The organism is Holophagales bacterium (genome assembly GCA_016719485.1).
GTDB lineage: Bacteria > Acidobacteriota > Thermoanaerobaculia > UBA5066 > UBA5066 > UBA5066.
The window spans coordinates 72,596-92,827 of the sequence record JADJZB010000009.1; the positions used below are offsets into that span (position 1 = coordinate 72,596).

Here is a 20,232-nt window from a genome sequence, read left to right on the forward strand (position 1 = left end):
AGACAGGGCTACTTTTTCGCGGCCTCGTCCTTCTTCCCGTCCTTCTCCTTTCCGAAGACGTCGTTCGCCACGAGCGCCTTCGGGTCGTAGGGGGAGGGAGCGCCGCCGAGGTACTTGTGGAACCAGTCGAGGTGGGCGGCGTAGTAGAGGACCATGTCGTACCAGCCGGGCCAGTGGCTCGCGTTCTCGAGGACGATCAGGCGCGACGGGACGCCCATCTTCTGCAGGTCGGTGAAGAACGCGAGCGACTGCGTGTAGGGGACGCGGAAGTCCTTCTGGCCGGTGATCACGAGCGTCGGCGTCCTGAACTTCTCGACGTACGACGACGGGCTCTGCTTCGCGTACCCCCCGGGGTTCTGCCAGGGGGTCCCCTTCAGGTCCCACTCGGGGAACCAGAGCTCCTCGGTCATCGAGTACATCGACCGGAGGTCGTAGACGCCCATCATCGAGGCGAGCGCCTTGAAGTGGTTGTCGTTTCCGGCGAGCCACATCATCGCGTAGCCGCCCCACGACCAGCCCATCGCCCCGATCCGGTCCCTGTCGGCCCACGGCTGCACGGCGAGCCAGTCGGCCACGGCGAGGACGTCCTTCATCACCTTGCCGTCCCAGTCGCCCGAGATCGCGGCGGTGAAGTCCTGCCCCCAGCCGGTCGAGCCGTGCGGGTTCGGGAACGCGACGACGTAGCCTGCGCCGGGGTAGACCTGCGCGTCCCCGCGGAACGCGTCGGCCCACTGCATCTGCGGGCCGCCGTGGACGTTCACGATGACGGGGTACTTCTTCGCCGGGTCGAAGCCGTGCGGCTTGACGAGGAGGACCTGGATCTTCTTGCCCGACGGGCTGTCGACGTAGGCCTCCTCCATCGGCCGGAAGTCGACCTCCTCGAGAAGAGCCTGGTTCTGGAACGTGAGGGGCGTCGTGGTGCCCGGCGCCTTCCCGGCGAGCGCCACCTGCCAGAGCTCGGCCGGCAGGTGCATCTGGCGGCGGGCGAGGACGGCCCAGGTCCCGTCGCGGGCGATCTCGAACGCGTCGACGTGCCCGACGGCCGTGACGGCCTGGATCGCGCCGGAGGCGAGGTCGAGGTCGAAGAGCGGCGTGCGCCCCTTCATGTCGGCGAGAAAGAAGACCCGCTTCCCGTCCGGGTGGAAGCGGTAGTCGCCGACCCAGGAGTCGAACGCCTCGGTGAGGACACGGCTCGCGCCGCTCGCCCGGTCGAAGAGGGCGAGGAGGAAGCGGTCGGACTCGTACCCGGGGGTCCGCTGCATCCGGAAGGCGATCGACTTCCCGTCGGGCGAGTACTTCGGCGAGCCGTCGAAGGCCGGGTTCTTCGCGGTGAGGTTCCTCGGCGCCTTCAGCTGCTCGGGGGTGCCGTCCACCGGCACGACGTAGACGTCGACGTTCGTCGAAGAGGAGGGGTTCGCATCGCGGTGCGACGTGAAGGCGAGCTCCTTGCCGTCGGGAGAGACGTCGAAGTCGGCACCGCCGCCGACCGAGAAGGCGGGGGAGTCGAAATCGCCCGGTGTCAGGTCGACGAGCGGGGCCTTCGCGTCGGCGAGGTCCATCCGGAGGACGTGCGTCCGCTTGCCGTCCTCCCAGGAGTCCCACCGGCGGACGAAGAGGGAGTCGGCGACGACCGCCTTCATCTTTCCCTTCTCCATCGCGTCGTTCCTCTTCCGGTTGCAGTCGAGGTCGGCGGCGCAGGCGGGCCAGACGTCGGCGACGAGGAAGAGGCGCTTGCCGTCGGGCGAGAAGCGAAACGCGCCGACGCCGCCGGGGACGTCGGTCTTCTTCTCGGGCTCGCCCCCGGCGACCGGCAGGAACCAGACCTGCGGGTCGCCGGAACGCGTCGAGAGGAACGCGAGCGTCGCGCCGTCGGGCGAGAACGACGGGCTCGCGTCGCGCTTGTCGAGGACCGTCAGGGCGCGGGCGTTCTTGCCGTCGGCATCGACGCGCCAGAGATTCGTCCAGCGCTTGACGGCCGGCAGGTCGGTCGTCGTGACGGTATAGACGAGGCTCCGTCCGTCCGGTGCGATGGCGGGCTCGGCCACCCCTCTCACCTTGTGGAGGTCTTCGATCGTCACGGCCCGCTTCTCGGGGGCGGCGGCGAGGGGAAGTGCTGCCAGGGCGAGAAGGGCAGCCGCGAAGGCGGGCTTCAGGGTCATTCGAGCGTCTCCTCCGGGAGGGTCGTGAGACCCGCTCCCGTCATTGGCGGAAGGCGTAGGGAACGGAGACCGTCAGCTTCTCCCAGGAGATGCGCAGGCTTCCCCGGAAGGCGTCCTCCGGGAGGAACGAGATCGTGAAGGCCTCGAGGGCGTCGGCGCGCGTCTCGACGTTCATGCCGATCCGCGCGACGTCCATCTTCGGGTCGTACTCCGTCCCCCACTGCCCCGTCTGGCGGTTCACGATGAGCTTCCAGGATTTTTCCCCCGGCAGGGTGTAGAGCGTGTAGGTCCCTTTCGGAACGGCGACGTCTCCGAGGGTCAGGCCGACATTCGTCTTCAGCGTCGTCGCTGCGTTGGCACCCGTCCTCCAGACCGTGCCCCAGGGTACGAGGCCCCCGAAGATCTTCCGGCCCTTCGCGAACGGCCGGCTGTACTCGACCTGGACCTGCCCGGTGCCGACGGCGATCACCTCCGTCGCGCGGGGCGAGAGGGGCACGCGGGGAAGCGTGGGCTTTCCCGTCTGCGCGAGCGCGCCGGGTGCGAGGAGGGACATGGCGATGATGAGGACGGCTCGGCGCATTCGACCTCCGCGGCCGGCTCGGGTCCGGCCGGGAGGGGAGTTTACGGGAGGCGGGTGCCGCCGGTCCGGGGCGACCGGACCGGCGAGCCGTCAGTAGGTCAGCTGACCGGTCGCGAGGCGGTCGGGGGGGGGGTGGTGAGAGGGAGGAACCGTGTGCCGGGGCAACCTCACTTTCTCCTTTCCCTGGGGAGCGGCAGATCTTTCCGATCAGGCAGGCCGGGGATCTCCCGGGGCGCTCTGCTACTCTCCCGCCCCCGCGGCCGAAGCCGCGACGAGGTCTCGCCATGGCACCGCAATACATCTACACGATGGTCAACCTCCGCAAGGTCGTCCCGCCCCAGCGGGAGATCCTGAAGGGGATCTACCTCTCGTTCTTCCCCGGCGCCAAGATCGGCGTCCTCGGCCTGAACGGGGCGGGGAAGTCGTCGCTCCTGCGAATCATGGCGGGCGTCGACAAGGACTTCAACGGCGAGGCCTTTGCGGCCGAGGGGACGCGCGTCGGCTTCCTGGCGCAGGACCCGTGGCTCGACCCGGCCAAGACCGTTCTCGAGAACGTCGAGGCGGCCGTGGCGCCGACCAAGAAGCTCCTCGCGCGCTTCGACGAGCTGGGCGAGAAGATGGGCGAGAGCCTCTCCGACGACGAGATGGAGAAGGTCATGGCCGAGTACGGCCGCGTCCAGGACGCCATCGAGGCGGCGAACGGCTGGGACCTCGACCGGACCCTCGAGACGGCGATGGACGCGCTGCGCTGCCCGCCTCCCGATTCCGACGTCACGAAGATCTCCGGCGGCGAGCGCCGGCGCGTCGCGCTCTGCCGCGTCCTCCTCGAGAAGCCCGACCTCCTCCTCCTCGACGAGCCGACGAACCACCTCGACGCCGAGTCGGTCGCCTGGCTCGAGCAGCACCTCGCCGAGTACCCCGGCACCGTCGTCGCCGTCACGCACGACCGCTACTTCCTCGACAACGTCGCCCAGTGGATCCTCGAGCTGGACCGCGGCGCCGGCATCCCGTGGAAGGGGAACTACACCTCCTGGCTCGAGCAGAAGGCGTCGCGCCTCGCCCAGGAGGAGAAGGCCGAGACGACCAAGCAGAAGACGCTCGAGCGCGAGCTGGAGTGGGTCCGCATGGCCCCCCGCGCCCGGCACGCCAAAGGGAAGGCGCGCCTGCAGGCCTACGAGCAGCTCCTCGCCGACAGCGGGGCCGACAGCCGCGGCGAGACGAACGAGATCTACATCCCGGCCGGGCCCCGGCTCGGCGACGTCGTCGTCCGCTCGGAGAGCCTGAAGAAGTCGTACGGCGACAACCTCCTCTTCGACGACCTCTCCTTCGACCTCCCGAAGGGCGGCATCGTCGGCGTCATCGGCCCGAACGGGGCCGGCAAGACGACCCTCTTCAAGATGATCATGGGCCTCGAGACGCCCGACGGCGGCGTCCTGAAGGTGGGGGAGACGGTCTTCCCCTCGTACGTCGACCAGAACCGCGACCGGCCCGACAAGACGAAGTCGGTCTGGGAGGAGATCTCCGGCGGCGAGGAGAAGATCATGGTCGGCCGCCGCGAGATGAGCAGCCGCGCCTGGTGCTCGATGTTCAACTTCAAGGGGGCCGACCAGCAGAAGCGGATCGGCGACCTCTCCGGGGGCGAGATGAACCGCCTCCACCTCGCCCGCACCGTGAAGAAGGCCGGCAACCTCCTCCTCCTCGACGAGCCGACGAACGACCTCGACGTCGACACGCTCCGCGCGCTGGAAGAGGCTCTCCTCTCCTTCGCCGGCTGCGCCGTCGTCATCTCGCACGACCGCTGGTTCCTCGACCGCGTCGCGACCCACATGCTCGCCTTCGAGGGGGACTCGAAGACGTTCTGGTTCGAGGGGAACTACCAGGAGTACGAGGCCGACCGGCACAAGCGCCTCGGCTCCGCCGCCGACATGCCGCACCGGATCAAGTACCGGAAGCTGACGACGGGGTAGGGGAGAGAGGCGGGGGAACGCGCTTCCTCTAGAATTCCCTCATGGTTGAAGAGTCCCTGAGGCAGCGCCCGCGACCGGCCCCGCCCTCGATCGACCTCAAGGGCGACGAGCTGACGGCGGTCCTGCAGGAGGCGAGCCGCCTGCAGGGCGAGGCTCTGAAGCAGGAGTCCGAGGTCCCCTCGCTGAAGAGCGAGGGCAACGTCTTCGCGATCGCGGAGGAGCTCGGGATCCCGGAGGAGCACGTCCGGGCCGCGCTCGCGGCGCAGCAGAGGAAAAGGCAGGCGACGGGAAGGGGATTGACGATGCCGCTCCTCGCCGCCGGGGCCGCCGGCCTCCTCGCGGGCGTCGCGCTCGGGCTGATCGGAGTGACCGCCCTCCTCGCGGTCCCCCTCGGCGTCCTCGTCGCGGCCGGCGTCTTCGGCGTCGGGTTCCTCGCGGAGATGATGAAGAGGAACCCGCAGAAGGTGGCGGGCCCGCCCCCCGTGGCCGGGACCTGCCGGGTCTGCTTCCGCCCCGCCCACACGCCGCAGTCCACGTTCTGCGACGAGCACCGCTACAAGCCGCAGGGCTGACGCGCCCGCCCGCCGTGGCGGTGCGAGGGGTGGCCCCGCCCGCCGCGAACACGAGGAAGAAATTGACGATTCCCCGGCCTGTCCGTTCGTGACCAAACCCGGCTCTCTCCCGGAGAACCGCTTGACGAGGCGGGAACTCCTCGGCCTTCTCGGCTCGGGCGGGGTGGCGCTCGCCGTGCCGGGCTGCTCCGCGAGCCCGCCGCTGAAGACGAGCCGGACCGCCGCGCTCATGGACGCCGAGCCGTGGGGAGGGCTCGCGACGAGCCTCCTCGAGGACAAGTCGTACGCGCCGCGCGTCGAGGGGACGGTCCCGGAGGGGCTTCGCGGGACGCTCTACCGCAACGGGCCCGGCCTCTTCGACCGGGGAGGGAAGCGCCGGAGGGCGCTCCTGGACGGCGACGGCCTCGTCCAGGCGTTCCGGTTCGGCGAGGAGGGGGTCTTCTACCGCGCCCGCTTCGTGAGGACGGAGAAGTTCGTGGCCGAGGAGAAGGCCGGCGCGTTCGTCTTCGGCACGTTCAGCACCCAGGCCCCCGGGGGCTTTTTCGCGAACGTCCTGCCCGAGCGGAACATCCGGAGCCAGGCCGGCATCACGGCGGTCCCCCGGTGGGGAAAGGTCTTCGCGTTCGACGAGACGGGGCTCCCGTGGGAGCTCGACGCCGACACGCTCGAGACGGTCGGCGAGACGAGCTTCGGCCTCCCGCGCGACCTGACCCTCTACGCGGCCCACAACAAGATCGACGTCGAGACGGGCGAGTGGCTCCACTTCGGCCTCGAGTTCGGGCGGAAGCTGAACGTCCACCTGACGACCTTCGCCGCCGACGGCTCCCTCGCCGGGCACGACGTCTACCCGCTCCCCCGCTTCTCCTACGTCCACGACTGGTTCGTGACGCGGCGCTTCGTCGTCCTCCACCTCCACCCCGCGACGATCGAGGTCTTCGGCCTTCTCCTGGGCCTCAGGAGCATCGTCGACTCCCTACGTTGGAACGGGGCCGACGGGAGCCTCCTCATGATCCTCCCGAGGGAGCGGCGGGGCGGGGGCGTCGCCCCCCGCTTCGTCGAGACCGAGGCGTCGTTCATGTGGCACTCGTTCAACGGGCACGAGGAGGGGGACGAGCTCGTCCTCGACTTCGTCGGCTACGAGGACCCCGACCACTTCATCGGCGAGGAGCCGCTCGTCCTCGAGGTGATGAAGGGGCGGCCGGGGCGCTTCGAGCACCCGGGGCTCGTCCGGAGGATCCGGGTCGCGCCGGGTGCGACGCGCGCGCGCAACGAGGTCGTGGCCGGGGGGAGCTTCGAGTGGCCGCGGATCGACGACCGCCTCCTCGGCCGGCGCAACCGCTGGGGCTGGATGGCGAGCGCGCGGCCGCGACAGTTCTTCTGGAACGCCGTGGCGCGGGTCGACTTCGAGGACGGGAGCACCGTCGAGCACGACTTCGGCGACCGCGTCTTCACGAGCGAGCCGGTCTTCGTCCCCGACCCGGCGCGCGCCGGGGAGGAGGAAGGGTGGCTCCTCGTCGAGCTCTACGACGGCGACTCGAGGAGGAGCTCGCTCGCGATCCTCGACGCGGCGAGGGTCGCGGACGGCCCCCTGGCCCGCGTCCTCCTCGAGCACCACGTGCCGGTCAGCTTCCACGGTTACTGGCGGCCGGGCGCGTAGCGGGGCGTTCGCTCACCCGCCCGTTCGCCCCCCCGGGCAGTCCGGCCTCGTGGGCGCGGCGTAGAGAGCCGCATGAGGCTATCGGGCAAAACGGTCGTCGTCGTCGGAGGAACCGGCGGAATCGGAAGCGAGGTGGCCCGCGGGGTCGTGCGCGAGGGGGGGAGCGTCCTCCTCGTGGCACGAAACGAAGCGATGCTCGCAGAGCGCGTCGCGGAGCTGGACGCCCTTGCGGGGCGGGCCGGGGCCGCGAGTGCCTTCGTCGCGGATGCCGGGTCGCAGGTCGCCCTCTCGGCTGCCGCGGCCGAGGCCGTGGCCCGGACCGGCCGCCTCGACGGCTGGGTCCACGCCGTCGGCTCCATCCTCCTGAAGCCGTTCTCGGCAACGGGCGAGGAGGACTTCGCTCGCCAGCTCGACCTCAACGCGGGGTCGGCCTTCCGGGCGCTCCAGGCCGCGCTCGGTCCGATGCGGAAGGCGCGAGCCGGCTCGGTCGTCCTCTTCGGCTCGGCGGCGGCCTCCCTGGGCCTCCCGAACCACGCGGCGATCTCGGCGGCGAAGGCCGCGGTCGTGGGCCTCGCCCGGTCGGCGGCGATGGACCTGGCGCGGTACGGCATCCGCGTGAACGTCGTCTCCCCGGGCCTCGTGCGGACGCCGATGTCGGCCGCGATCACGTCCAGCGAGGCGAGCCTGAAGGTGTCGCAGGCGATGCACCCGACGGGGCGCATCTCCGAGCCCGCCGACGTCGCCGCGGCCGTCCTCTACCTCCTCTCGGACGGCGCCGCGAACGTCACGGGCGCCGTCCTCCCCGTCGACGGCGGGATGGCGGCGGGCCGCCCGCCGGCGACGGCTTCCTGAGCCGCGAGACCGGGCGCGGCGCATCGAGAGGTCGTGGCGACGCCCCCGCGCCTATGATCGGGGCGGATCGGGAGCAGGGGGCGCGCATCTCAAATCAGCCATCGGAAACCGCCGGGACGTCGAACCTCGCGGCTCTCCTCCGGGAAAGGGCGCCGGGAGACCAGCTCGCGCTGAAGGACCGGGCCCTCGACGTGGCGGCGGAGGGAGTCACGATCGCCGACGCCCGCCTCCCGGACCGTCCCCTGATCTACGTGAACGAGGGCTTCGAGCGCGTGACGGGCTACCCCGCCGCCGAGGTGCTGGGGAGGAACTGCCGGTTCCTCCAGGGACCCGACACGGATCGGGCCGCAGTCGAGAGGATCCGCGCCGCCGTCGCGGGGGAACGCGAGTGCGTCGTCGAGATCCTCAACTACCGGAGGGACGGGACGCCGTTCTGGAACCGGCTGTCGATCACGCCCGTTCGCGACGAGACGGGAGAGGCCACGCACTTCATCGGGATCCAGTCGGACGTCACGGCGCGAAGGAACGCCGAGGAGGGCCTGCGGCACGCCAAGGAGGCGCTCGAGCACGAGGTGCAGCTGGCGGCGCGCGTCCAGCAGTCCCTCCTCCCGCCGCCGGAGATGCACCTCCCGGGTCTTCGCGTCGCCCGCGCGTTCCACCCCTGCACCGAGCTCGCGGGCGACGCGATGGGAGTCGTCCCCCTCCCCCTCGGCTCGGTGGGGCTCTACCTCGCGGACGTCAGCGGGCACGGCGTGGGGGCCGCCCTCCTGTCGTTCACACTGAACCACCTGCTGGCTCCTTCCCGCGAAGGCTCCCTCCTCGTCGAGGACGCAGGGGACGGCCCGGCCACCGTCTCTCCCGCGAGGCTCGCGGGGCGCCTCAACCGCCAGTTCCCGATGGAGCGGACGCGGCAGTACTTCACCCTGGTGTACGGGGCCTACGACGACCTGGAAGGGCGATTCCGCTACGTCGTCGCCGGCCACCCGCCACCGCTCCTCCTGCGCCGGGGCGCACCGCCCGTGGAGCTGCCGGGGCGCGGCCTGCCGATCGGGATGATCGAGAGCGCGTCGTACCGGGACGAGACCGTCTCCCTCGCGCCGGGGGATCGCATCTATCTCTACACCGACGGCGTCACGGAAGCGCTCGACGCCTCGGAGGTCGAGTTCGGCCCGGCGCGGCTGATGGCCGAGATTGACCGGACCCGGGAATTGCCCCTCCGGGAGGGGCTAGAGCTTCTCGCCCACGCCGTGCGGAACTGGTCGGACGGCGGTCCCGGTGACGACGTCTCGCTCCTCGCGATCGAGAGGGTCGCCCAGCGTCCCGGCTCCGGGCGGGAACGGGGCCCCGCGAGCACGTGGTAGCCTTTTTCCACAGGAGATCGAGCCCATGTCGAATCAGGCCGGGGCGATAGAGCCCGCGAGCCGGGTCGCAGACGGACGGACACCTGTCGCCGACCGCATCCGGGATCGCATCCGCAAGGCGCGCGGCCGCTTCCGCGCCAACGACAACATCGCCGCCTACATCGAGGACGGGGAGCTCGAGCTGCTCCGGCTGGAAGTCGCGGAGAAGATCGAGGGCGTCCTCCAGGCGCTCGTCATCGACACCGCGAGCGACCACAACACGAGGGACACGGCCCGCCGCGTGGCCAAGATGTACCTGAACGAGGTCTTTGCGGGCCGTTACGGCGGGCAGCCGCCGGTGACCGAGTTCCCGAACGTGGGCCGCCTGAACGAGCTGATGATCGTCGGCCCGATCATGGTGCGGAGCGCCTGCTCGCACCACCTCTGTCCGATCATCGGCCGGATCTGGGTCGGGGTGATGCCGAACGAGCACTCCGCCCTGATCGGCCTCTCGAAGTACGCCCGCCTCGTGGAGTGGGTCATGGCCCGGCCGCAGATCCAGGAGGAGGCGATCACCGAGCTCGCCGAGCTGCTGCAGGACAAGATGCAGCCCGACGGCCTCGCCGTCGTCATGGAGGCCGACCACTACTGCATGAAGTGGCGCGGCGTGAAGGACTCGGACTCGAAGATGACGAACAGCGTCATGCGCGGCTCGTTCCTGAAGAACCCCGACCTGAGGCGCGAGTTCCTCTCGCTCCTGGCGGGCCGGACGAAGTAGGGAGAGAAGAGATGCTCGTCCGCCTCCTCTACGCCAGCCGCGCCAACGCCCCGGTCGACGAAGCGCTCGTCGCCTCGATCCTCGAGAAGGCCCACGCGTACAACGCCGCCCACGGCCTCACCGGCATCCTCTGCACCTCCTCCGAGGGGAACGTCTTCCTCCAGGTGCTCGAGGGGGGCCGCGCCGCGGTGAACGAGCTCTACGGCCGCATCCTGCGCGATCCCCGCCACACGGACGTCACCCTCCTCGACTACGCCGAGATCGGCGAGCGGCGCTTCGCGACCTGGCGGATGGGGAACGTGAACCTGAACCGGGTCAACCGCGGCACCGTCCTGAGGTTCTCGGAGACGCCGGTCCTCGACCCGTTCCAGATGAGCGGCAAGTGTGCTCTCGCGCTCCTCGAGGAGCTGATGGCCAGCGCGGCGATCGTCAGCCGCGACGGCGCCTGACACCGCGCCCGGGCGGGTGTCGACCGCGGAAACTAGAACGTCGAGAGGGAGCGAAGGTCGTCGGCCGTCAATTCGAAGACGAGGAGCGACGTACCGATGCGGCCGTCCTCCGGCCGCGAGCGGAGCCGGTTCACGAGGCGCGCGTGGTGCAGGACCTCGGCGTCTTCGCGCGCCCGGGCGAGGAGCCTGGCCGGCACGCCTGCTTCTGGCGGAGACGACGCCCATCCCAGAGCGCGTCGCGCGTTCTCGAGGAACCCCGGGTCACTCCAGGTCTCGTCCCGAACCATCGGCTCCCAGAGCCCCAGGAGCGTGTTGACGCTCACCACGTAGGTTCCTGGCGTGAGCGGTGAGAGGCGGCTTCCGGGCGACGCTGCGAGGACGAACGCCGGCCGGAAGGACTTCGGCATCGGGGTGGACGGGTGGACGGCGAGGTGGATCTCGTCGATGCGACGCTCGCGGCAATAGTCCCTGAGTCGGAGCAGGTCCTGACCCCAGTCGAGGTTGCTGTCGGCGAGCCACGCCCTGCCCCTCGCCGCCCCCCCCGAGAGACGATTGAAGAAGCCGAGGTGATTCGGAAAAGCGGAGAGGGTCTCGACCACGAGAAGGGCTGCGAGCGTGACGGCGAGGAGCCGCGCACGCGGCGCGCCCGCGAACGCGGCGGCCGCGCCGCCGACGAGGAAGAGGAGCGGGTAGACGGGGAGGAGATGCCGCAGGCCGATGTTGAGCCCCCCCGAAACCGAAAGGACCAGCCAGGTGACGGAGAAGACCGACATCCCGAGGAGCAGGAGTCGCCCCTTCGGTTCGACCGCGACCCGCCGCCCGAGGATCGCCAGGGTTCCAAGGCCCAGGAGAACGAGCGTGACGACGGGCGTCTTCACGAGAAAGGCCACGGGGAAATACGACACCCAGCCTTTCGTCGAGAGCTGGCCCCTGAGGTATGCGATGCGCTGGCGGGACCACTTGTCGACGTAGGAGAGGCCGTAGAGGTAGGGCTCGGGGAGCACCCGGCGGGCGCGTGCGAACTCGACGACGCGCGGCAGCGCTCCTCGCCGCCGGATCCCCGTGGCCCAGTCCTCCTGGACGATCTTCCAGCCCTCCTCGCGGTTTCCCGCGAACCGGCCATCGGAGTTCGAGTCGCGCCGCAGGAGGGCCGTGGGAGCGTCGTTCCCGCGGTAGGGCTCGTACCGGAACCCGTAGATGCCCCATACGGCGACGCCTACGGCCGCCACAGCTCCGACGGCGAGCCCCCCCAGGAGAACGATTCGGCGATCCCGTCGACGCCCGGGAGCGGCGAGCGATGCCTCGCCCGTGCCCTCGGCCGAGGCTTCCCGCTGAAGTACCCACACGATTCCCATGCTGGCCAGTGCGGGGACGGCGACGACCCACGAGTACTTGGTGATGCTCGCGAAGCCGAGCGCGAGGAGGAAGAGCAGCCCGTTTGCAACGCCGGGCTTCTGCAGGAAGCGAGCCAGCGACAGGAGAGAGGCCTGGATGGCGATCGCGGCCGCGAGGTCCGTCGTCACGAGGCGGCCGTGGCCGAGAACGAGAGGGTCGAACGCCGCTGCGAACAGGGCGAGGAAGGCGGCGTTCGAGCCGAGGACGGTGCGGACGCTCGAGAAGACGACCCAGAGGAAGGCTCCGAGCACGACGAGCATCGGAAGGCGTGCGAGGCGGACGACGCGCTCGCCGTCGACCTGGTCGGTGAGCCACGCCCGCGCCAGCTCGAGGGTGTTTCCTTCCGACCAACCCCGGGTTCCGGGTGCTGGAGCGGGGATCCCGGCCGCAATCAGCGGAACTGCCGCCCAGAGCTTCGCGAGGGGCGGGTGCTCCGGATTCAGGCGGAAGTCTCCGCGGCCCAGGGCCGTGAGGCCCGAGGCGATGTGGACGCCCTCGTCGAACGTGACACTGTCGCCGAGGCCGGCCAGGAGCGCGAGGGCGAGCGCCGACGCGACGAGGAGAGGCGCAACCGGCATCGTGGTCCGGGGAGAGGGGGCGTGGTCGACGTCGGACGAGGCTCGTCGAGCCGGGGCGCTCCGCCGTCTCACGCAAGGAGTCTAGCGGAGGGACTCACGATCGCCCTCGTTTCCGGAGCGGCGGACGGTCTGCCGGGCGGCGGTGCACAGGGGACCGAGGAGCTTTCGAGGATGCATGAAGCGGGGGCGGAGGCGTCGCCCGATGCGGCGGCTCCTCGCACACTTCCTTCACGCAGCCGCGAAGCCAGCGGTGCGCGGCATCGGCCTGAAACCGCGGGTGCCACAGCATCGAGACGGTGAACTCGGGGGTTGCTACCGGAAGCGGGAAGGTGTGCATGCCTTCGCGCAGGCTGCCCGTGTGCCGCTCGGGGACCGTGGCGACGAGGTCGGTCGCGCGCGCCAGCGCCAGCGCGGTCGAGAAGCCGCCGACCACCGTGGCGATCTCGCGCTCCAGCCCGATCCGCTTCAGGGCGTCGTCCATCGGGCCCGTGCTCCGGCCCCGCCGGGAGACGAAGACGTGCCGGGCCGCCGCATACCGCGCCGGCGTGATCCTCCCCCTGCACAACGGGTGCCCTGCCCGGACGACGCCGACGAAGCGGTCGCGGAACAACGCCTGCACGCGCACCTCGGGGTCGGTCGCGCCGTCGACGACGCCCGTTTCGAGATCGACGTTCGCGTCGCGAAGGGGCACGTTGTCCTTGTCGAGCTTCTGCACGAAGCGCAGCCGCACCCCGGGAGCCTCCGCTCCGACGCGCGCGAGGAGGCTCGCGCCGAAGTTCTCCACGAAGCCCTCGGCCGATCTCAGCGTGAAGCTCCGTTCCAGCGCGTCGAGCCGGATGTTCCCGGCCGGGCGCAGCACCGCCTCCGCGTCCTGCACGAGCTGGCCGACCCGATCGCGGAGCTCGAGCGCCCGGGGGGTTGGAACGAGGCCGCGGCCCGCCCGGACCAGAAGCGGGTCGCCGGTCGCCAGGCGCAGCCGCGCGAGCGCACGGCTCATCGCCGAGGGGCTGAGCCCGAGCCTTCTGGACGCGCGCGCGACGCTCCCTTCGGCGAGCAGAACATCGAGGGTGCCGAGGAGGTTGAAGTCGGGCGTCGACATGCTCCGAAGCTAGCACGGCCTGGGGATGACATGGCGTTCGGTGCACTCATGGAGTGCAAATGGTGCGTCTTCCGCCATACGCGAACAGCCCCTACTTTGATCGCAGCTCCGCCTCGGGAGCCGAAAGAAGAGGGGGTTCGTGATGAACGCGATCGACGACAGACGGGACGCAGCGGCAAAGGAGGCCGCGGAGCGACGGCCCTCGGTCCGATGGGCGCTCACGAGCCTCTCGCTGTCGATGCTGTTGTCGTCTCTCGGAACGAGTATCGCCAACGTCGCGCTGCCGACGCTGGCGAGTGCGTTTCACGCGCCGTTCCACGCGGTCCAGTGGGTCGTTCTCGCATATCTCATCGCCACGACGACGCTCGTCGTCAGCGTCGGGCGGCTGGGTGACGTCACCGGCCGCAGGAGGCTGCTGAGCGCGGGGATCGTCGTGTTCACCGCTGCCTCGGCTCTGTGCGGCCTCGCGCCCGCGCTCTGGATGCTCGTCGCAGCGCGGGCGCTGCAGGGTCTCGGAGCGGCGATCATGCTGGCGCTGACGATGGCGTTCGTCGGCGAAACGGTCTCGAAGGAGCGGACCGGGGCCGCGATGGGGCTCCTCGGAACGATGTCGGCGGTCGGCACGGCGCTCGGCCCTTCGCTCGGCGGCCTTCTGATCGCCGGGCTCGGCTGGCGCGCGATCTTTCTCGTCAACCTTCCGCTCGGCGCCGCCGCTCTCGTGATGGCGCGGCGGTTCCTGCCGGTCGATCGTCGCGTGGCGAAGGGCGATCGGGCCGGCTTCGACTCCACGGGCACGCTGGTGCTCGCCCTGACGCTCGCGTGCTATGCGCTCGCGATGACGGCCGGGCGAGGCGGCTTCAGCCGGCGCAGCGCCGCGCTCCTGGCGGGCGCGGTGCTCGGTGGCGTCCTCTTCGTGCTCGCCGAGGGGCGGGCGAAGGCGCCGCTCGTCCGGATGGCGATGCTTCGCAATCCGGCGCTCGGCGCCGGTTTCGCGATGAGCGCGCTCGTTGCGACGGTGATGATGGCGACGATGGTGGTCGGGCCGTTCCATCTCTCTCTCGCGCTCGGGCTCGACGCCGCGATGGTCGGGATCGTCCTGTCGGCGGGCCCGCTGGCCGCGGCGATGACCGGCGTGCCAGCGGGTCGCGCGGTCGATCGCTTCGGCGCGCCGTGCATGACGCTTGCGGGGCTCGTCGGAATCGTGTCCGGCGCGGCCGCCCTTTCGATGATGCCGACGGCGATCGGAGTCGTCGGGTACATCGTTCCGATCGTCGTCATCACCGCCAGCTATGCGCTCTTCCAGACGGCGAACAACACCTCCGTCATGGCCGACGTCGAGGCAGGCCAGCGAGGCGTGGTCTCGGGCATGCTCAACCTGTCGCGCAACCTCGGGCTCATCACCGGCGCGTCCGTGATGGGCTCCGTGTTCGCGAAGGCGTCGGGAGCAGCCGACCTGACCGTCGCGCACCCCGCCGCCGTCGCCGTCGGCATGCGGGCCACGTTCGCGGTCGCCGCGGTCCTGATCGTGGTCGCCCTCGCCGTGGCGTTCCTGAGCCGGGCGCCCGCGGCGGAGCCTTCGCCGGCCCCGGAGACGTCATGAGGCCGCCAGGGAAGACGGCGAGAACGCCCGTCGGGAAACGCACCGGTGCGCCGGCTCCGGCCGCCGCCCCGCCCTCTGCTATGGTCCGCGCACATTGCGGACAGGGTCGGGGAGGCCCGGCGTGCACACACCATTCGAGACCGGGCACCGTGCGCCGGAGGAGGGGGACGACAGCGTGGACGAATTCGAGCTGCTCATCCTCTTCTTGTTCGTTCTGCCGCTCGTCGTGTTCGCTCTCGGCGCCCTCCTGGCCGATTCGTGGGACTGCCGCAACGGCCGGGACCCGGTGGACCGGCGCGTCGGGGGCGAGCCGGGTCGCCTGCAGGTCAACCGGAACCAGAGCAGGGTCGTCTCGGTCTGCGTCTGCCTCGATGTGCCGCGGGCCTTTCGCTTCATCCTCCGGAGGGAAGGACTCTACGACCGGCTCGCCAAGGCGCTCCGGCTCGCGAGGGAGCCGCAGCTCTCGCACGCGCCCTTCGACGACGCCTTCTACCTCGACGCGGAGGACCCTCTGGCCGCGCGGCTCCTCGAGGGGACGGAGGGGCTCCGGGCGAGGCTCGCGACGGGGCTCGCCCGGGTGGAGGAGCGCGGGGCACGCCTCAGGGCGATCTCCTGCTCCGACGGGCGCCTCCACATTCACCTCGCGACGCTCGGCATGGCCGAGAGCGACGCCGAGACGAGCGCTCACGAAGCAGCGATGTGGCTGGAGCCGCTCGTCGTGGCGATGCGGAGGGTCCGTGTCGAACCGTGGGAGACGGCGCTCCTGTGGCGTCGCGCGATTGCAGCGCGGGTCGCCACCTATATCGTCTATCCGCTGGCCCTGATGATTCTCGTGGCGGTCGCGTACGCGGCCCCCGGAGCCCTCTGGGCTGCCCGCGACCTCCTGCCGCCGGCGCTCGCCGCGGGTGGGGCGGCGCTCCTCGTCCACGTCGCGTGGGCCTGGAAGCGGACCTTCCCGGCCGAGAGGCACCGCCGGGCCCTCGAGTGGCTCTTCCTCGGCTGGCCCGCCTTCGCCGCCCTCGCGTTTCTCCTTCTTCTCTCCTTGCGGACGGGGGACGTCCTCTCCGATCCGGCCGACGAGGAGGGGCGGAACGGCGCGGCGCACGCGATCGATCCGGTTGCAGCGGTCCGGCCGGGACTGCCGCGGGCCACTGGGCCACTCCCGCCGCCGGCGACGGGCCAATGAGAGGGCTGTGCGCTCGAGATCCCCGGTGCCATCGCGCGGCGTAGAGCGGTCTATGGACGAGCGCCTCGCCGAACGGATCCGGCCCCTGAACGACGCCCGGCGGGAGGGGCGGGGGGAGTTCGTCCTCTGGTGGGCTGCCACGGCTCTCCGGGTCGACGAGAACCCGGCCCTCGAGGTCGCGATCGCGGAGGCGAACGCGCGCCACCTGCCGGTGGTCGTCTACCAGGACCTGACCTGGCGTGCGCGGTGGGCGACGGACCGCCGGTTCCGGTTCGTCCTCGAAGGGGTCCCGGGTCTCGCCCGGGATCTCGCGGCCCGGGGCGTGAGGCACTTCTTCCGCCTCGAGCGCGGGCCGGGAGACCCCTCGGGGGCGCTCCTCGACCTCGCCCGGCGCGCCGACCTCGTCGTGACGGAGGACTTCCCGGCCGGGGGCTTCGCGCGGCGGCGGGCACGGCTCGCCGAGGAGGCGGGCGTTCCCGTCGTCGCGGTCGACGCCGCGTGCGTCTTCCCGATGCGCCTCGTCGGCCGCGCGTACGAGCGGGCCTTCGCCTTCCGGGCCGACACGGAGCGCGAGCGCCTCGCGCGCCTCGACGCGCCCCTCCCGCGGGTCGATCCCGTCGTGCCGCCGTGGGCCGGCGACGCGGGCTTCGCGCCGCTCGTCGTATCGGAGGAGGGTATCCCCTCCCTCGTCGCCTCCTGCGCGATCGACCACGGCGTCGGCGCCGTCCCCGGCCTTCGGGGCGGGGAGGCCGCGGCCCGCACGCGCTGGAGGGCGTTCCGCGAGACGGGGCTCGCGCGCTACGCCGAGGCGCGCAACGACGCCGCCGACCTCGACGGCGTCTCCCGCCTCTCGCCCTACCTCCACTTCGGCATGGTCTCCGCCGCCCGCATCGCCCGGGAGGCGCGCGCGGCGGGAGGCCCGGGAGCGGCGAAGTACCTGGACGAGATCCTCACCTGGCGCGAGCTGGCGTGGAGCTTCTGCTTCCACCGCGGCGACCACGCGAGCGTCTCCGCCCTCCCCGCGTGGGCGCGAGAGAGCCTCGCACGGGCCCAGGCCGCGCCGCGCGACCTCCCGCCCCGCGAGGCCATCGAGCTGGGGACCACGGGAGACCCGCTCTGGGACCTCGCGCAGCGCTCGCTCGTCGCGCACGGCGAGCTCCACAACAACGTGAGGATGACCTGGGGCAAGAAGCTCCTCGAGTGGACGCGGAGCCCGGAGGAGGCGCTCGCCCTCGCCGAGGAGCTGAACCACCGCTGGGCGCTCGACGGGCGCGACCCGTCGTCGTACGGCGGCATCCTCTGGTGCCTCGGGCAGTTCGACCGCCCCTTTCCGCCGGAGCGTCCCCTCCTCGGCCTCGTGAGGCCGCGCCCGACGGAGGAGCACGCGATGAGGCTCGGCCTCGAGCGGTACGCTCGCGCCGTGAATCGCCCGCGCGGCAACCCCTCGCCCGTCCTCGTCGTCGGCGCCGGGGCCGCGGGGCTCCTCGCCGCGCGGACGCTCGCCGACCACGGCCTCGAGGTCACCGTCGTCGACAAGGGGCGGGGCGCCGGCGGCCGGCTCGCGACGCGGCGGCTCGGCGACGGGGGCTCGTTCGACCACGGCGCGGCGCTCTTCGAGCCGGTGACGGCCTCCTTCCGGCGGCGCCTCGCGACCTGGGAGGCGGACGGGCTCGTGGAGCGGGTCGAGGCCGCGCCCGGGGGCGGGAGCGAGGCGAACGCCTTCCGCGTCCGCGGCCCGGCGACCTCCCTCGCGAAGCACCTCGCGCGCGGCCTCGACGTGCGCCTCGGCGCGAAGGCCGTCTCCCTCGCGCGCGACGAGGACGGCTTCGTCCTTGTCCTCGAGGACGGCGCAACCCTGCGGGGCGCGGCGGCGATCCTGACACCCCCGGTCCCGCAGGCGCTCGACTTCCTCTCCCGCGGCGGCCTCGCGAGTCGGATCCCCGACGACCTCCACGCCGCGCTCGCGGCCGTCGCCTATCACCCGGGCCTCGTCCTCCTCCTCCGCCTCGACCGGCGCGCGGCGGCGATTCCGCCCGCGGGCCTCCTCGCCCTCCGCGACGGCGGCCCCGTCGCGCGGATCGTCGAGAACGCGCGCGACGGCGGCCCGTCGCGCCTCTCGGTCTATGCGCGCGAAAGCGTCGCGGCGGAGCGCTTCGAAGCCCCGCCGGAGGAGACGGCCGCCGCGCTCGAGGCGGCGGCCCTGGGCGCCCTCGGCCTCGGCGCGGACGCGGTCGTCGAGAGGGACCTGAAGCGGTGGCGGTACGCCCGCCCGTCGGCTCCGTTCCCCGGCGAGGTCCCGCTCGTCGATCTCGACGGCGCGCCGCTCCTCTTCGCCGGCGACGCGTTCGGGCAGGTCGAAGCGGTGCCGCCGACCGGGAACACCGGCCTCGAGCGGGCCGTCCTCGCGGGGCTCGCGGCGGCAGGGAGGCTCCTCGGTTCTGCCTCGCACGGAAAGGTGCGGGCGCGCGCCTGACAGCCGGCCGTCAGGCGGCCGAAGCGCGAAGCGACGCGGCGCGCTGCCGGATCTCGCGCAGGGTCTCCTCGGGGAGCCGGTCGAGGTTCTTCAGCTGCAGGAGCATCCGGGCGTTCTTCGCGAGGAACGCCCGGTGGCGCGCGAGGAAGTCCCAGTAGAGCGTCGTGAACGGGCAGGCCTCCTCGCCCGTCGCCTTCGCGGGGTCGAACCGGCAGGAGCGGCAGTGGTTCCCCATCCGCTGGATGTACTTCCCGGTCGCGACGTACGGCTTGCTGGCCATGTAGCCGCCGTCGGCGTGCTGCGACATCCCGATCACGTTCGGGAGCTCGACCCACTCGACGGCGTCGACGTAGACCGCGAGGTACCACCGGTGGACCTCGACGGGACGGACCCCGAGGAGGAGCGCGTAGAGGCCCGTCACCATGAGCCGCTGGATGTGGTGGGCGTAGCCGAGATCGAGCGTCTGGCCCAGGACGTCGGCCAGGCACGCCATTTCCGTCTCCCCCGTCCAGTAGAAAGGGGGAAGCGGGCGGTCGGCGCCGAGCGCGTTCTCGGAGAGGTATTCCGGCATGCGGAGTCAATAGACCCCGCGGACGTACTCCCGCCAGCCGAGGACCTGCCTCACGAACCCCTCGACCGACTCGATCGGCGCCGCGCCCGTCCGCCACGCCGCCTCCGCCCCGCGGAGGACCTCCCGCGGGTCGAGGAGCTTCAGGTTCATCGCGGCGGAGAGGCGCGAGTGGAAGAGGACGGGCTCGCCGGCCCACATCGCGTCCTCGTAGCGGCCGAAGGAGGGGAGGCGGTGCGCGAGGAAGTCGTCGAGGGCCCGGAGCGCCTCCGCGCGGGTCACGGGCCAGTCGAAGCGGTCGAGGCTCCCGGGGTGCGAGGGAAAGCGACGGCCCACGAGGTCGAGGACCTCGCGCGTCGTCGCGTCGGGAGGGAAGGCAAGGGGAGCGCGCACCGGCCCGGGACCCCGGACGCCGAAGCTCTCGCGATTCGACGCGTCGAAGTTGAAGGCTCCTCCCGCGGGGAGCCCGCCCTCCATCAGGATGCCGGTCTTCTTCCGCATCTCCCTGTAGAAGAGCTCCATCCGGAGCTGCTCTCGCCCCTTCGCCCACGCCCGGAACTCCTCGGTCGGGCAGAGGAAGTGCCGGTCGGGGAGGATCTCGAGGCCGGGGACGGCCCGGAGCAGCTCCTCCCGCACTCGCCACTCGCCCGGCTCGACGACGACGACCCGTTCCGGGCGGAGCCTTTCGACGGCTCTCGCGAGCTCGGTCCCGAGGGTCGACTCGCAGAGCTCGACGTACGCGACGTCGAAGCCCCGCGCGCGAAGGTCGTCGCGGAAGTGGCGCATCGCCGAGAGGAAGAGCGCGATCCGCGCCTTGTGCGACCAGACCTGCTCGCCCTCCGCGGAGACTTCTGCCATGAAGACCCGGTCGCGTTCCGGGTCGAAGCCGTCGAAAGCGGCCGACGCCGCGTCGAGCTGGTCCCCGAGGACGACGACGAGGTTCCGCGGTTCCCTCATCGAAGGGATTCTCCGCCAGACC

At 71.6% G+C, this 20,232-nt stretch carries 14 protein-coding genes and 1 pseudogene; 10 read left to right on the forward strand and 5 right to left on the reverse strand.

The window, feature by feature from the left end:
- Positions 1-8: 8 nt before the first annotated feature.
- A complete protein-coding gene (locus IPN03_08065; GenBank protein MBK9373680.1) occupies positions 9-2,159 on the reverse strand; it encodes a S9 family peptidase in 2,151 nt (716 codons plus the stop codon).
- A gap of 40 nt (positions 2,160-2,199) precedes the next feature.
- Positions 2,200-2,739: a DUF2911 domain-containing protein gene (locus IPN03_08070; protein ID MBK9373681.1), complete on the reverse strand. Its 540-nt coding sequence runs from the start codon at positions 2,737-2,739 to the stop codon at positions 2,200-2,202.
- A 284-nt stretch (positions 2,740-3,023) separates the two neighbouring features.
- On the opposite strand from IPN03_08070, the gene ettA reads away from it, so the two are divergent.
- From ettA to IPN03_08105, 7 genes are all read left to right on the forward strand, one after another.
- Positions 3,024-4,706 (forward strand): energy-dependent translational throttle protein EttA, encoded by a 1,683-nt coding sequence (ettA, locus tag IPN03_08075; GenBank protein MBK9373682.1) that lies wholly within the window; start codon positions 3,024-3,026, stop codon positions 4,704-4,706.
- A 41-nt stretch (positions 4,707-4,747) separates the two neighbouring features.
- A complete protein-coding gene (locus tag IPN03_08080) occupies positions 4,748-5,278 on the forward strand; it encodes a hypothetical protein (GenBank protein ID MBK9373683.1) in 531 nt (176 codons plus the stop codon).
- A gap of 229 nt (positions 5,279-5,507) precedes the next feature.
- Complete coding sequence (locus tag IPN03_08085) at positions 5,508-6,935, forward strand: carotenoid oxygenase family protein (GenBank protein ID MBK9373684.1); 1,428 nt, start codon at positions 5,508-5,510, stop codon at positions 6,933-6,935.
- 72 nt (positions 6,936-7,007) lie between these two features.
- A complete protein-coding gene (locus tag IPN03_08090) occupies positions 7,008-7,787 on the forward strand; it encodes an SDR family oxidoreductase (protein MBK9373685.1) in 780 nt (259 codons plus the stop codon).
- Between the two features lie 53 nt (positions 7,788-7,840).
- Complete coding sequence (locus IPN03_08095) at positions 7,841-9,148, forward strand: SpoIIE family protein phosphatase (GenBank protein MBK9373686.1); 1,308 nt, start codon at positions 7,841-7,843, stop codon at positions 9,146-9,148.
- Positions 9,149-9,173: 25 nt separating this feature from the next.
- A complete protein-coding gene (locus tag IPN03_08100) occupies positions 9,174-9,905 on the forward strand; it encodes a GTP cyclohydrolase I (protein ID MBK9373687.1) in 732 nt (243 codons plus the stop codon).
- A gap of 11 nt (positions 9,906-9,916) precedes the next feature.
- On the forward strand, positions 9,917-10,354 hold the full coding sequence (locus IPN03_08105) for a BLUF domain-containing protein (GenBank protein ID MBK9373688.1): 438 nt from the start codon (positions 9,917-9,919) through the stop codon (positions 10,352-10,354).
- A 32-nt stretch (positions 10,355-10,386) separates the two neighbouring features.
- Here IPN03_08105 and IPN03_08110 read toward each other — a convergent pair whose 3' ends face one another.
- Positions 10,387-12,399, reverse strand: a complete 2,013-nt coding sequence (locus IPN03_08110) for a glycosyltransferase family 39 protein (GenBank protein MBK9373689.1) — start codon at positions 12,397-12,399, stop codon at positions 10,387-10,389.
- 22 nt (positions 12,400-12,421) lie between these two features.
- Positions 12,422-13,426, reverse strand: coding sequence for a LysR family transcriptional regulator (locus tag IPN03_08115; GenBank protein MBK9373690.1), 1,005 nt, complete (start codon positions 13,424-13,426; stop codon positions 12,422-12,424).
- 142 nt (positions 13,427-13,568) lie between these two features.
- Here IPN03_08115 and IPN03_08120 point away from each other — a divergent pair, with 142 nt between their 5' ends.
- From IPN03_08120 to IPN03_08130, 3 genes are all read left to right on the forward strand, one after another.
- Complete coding sequence (locus tag IPN03_08120) at positions 13,569-15,026, forward strand: MFS transporter (protein MBK9373691.1); 1,458 nt, start codon at positions 13,569-13,571, stop codon at positions 15,024-15,026.
- A 175-nt stretch (positions 15,027-15,201) separates the two neighbouring features.
- A complete protein-coding gene (locus IPN03_08125) occupies positions 15,202-16,212 on the forward strand; it encodes a hypothetical protein (protein MBK9373692.1) in 1,011 nt (336 codons plus the stop codon).
- Positions 16,213-16,264: 52 nt separating this feature from the next.
- A complete protein-coding gene (locus IPN03_08130; protein ID MBK9373693.1) occupies positions 16,265-18,685 on the forward strand; it encodes an FAD-dependent oxidoreductase in 2,421 nt (806 codons plus the stop codon).
- Positions 18,686-18,695: 10 nt separating this feature from the next.
- Here the strand turns inward: IPN03_08130 and IPN03_08135 are convergent.
- Positions 18,696-20,210, reverse strand: a pseudogene (locus tag IPN03_08135) (cryptochrome/photolyase family protein).
- Positions 20,211-20,232 lie beyond the last annotated feature (22 nt).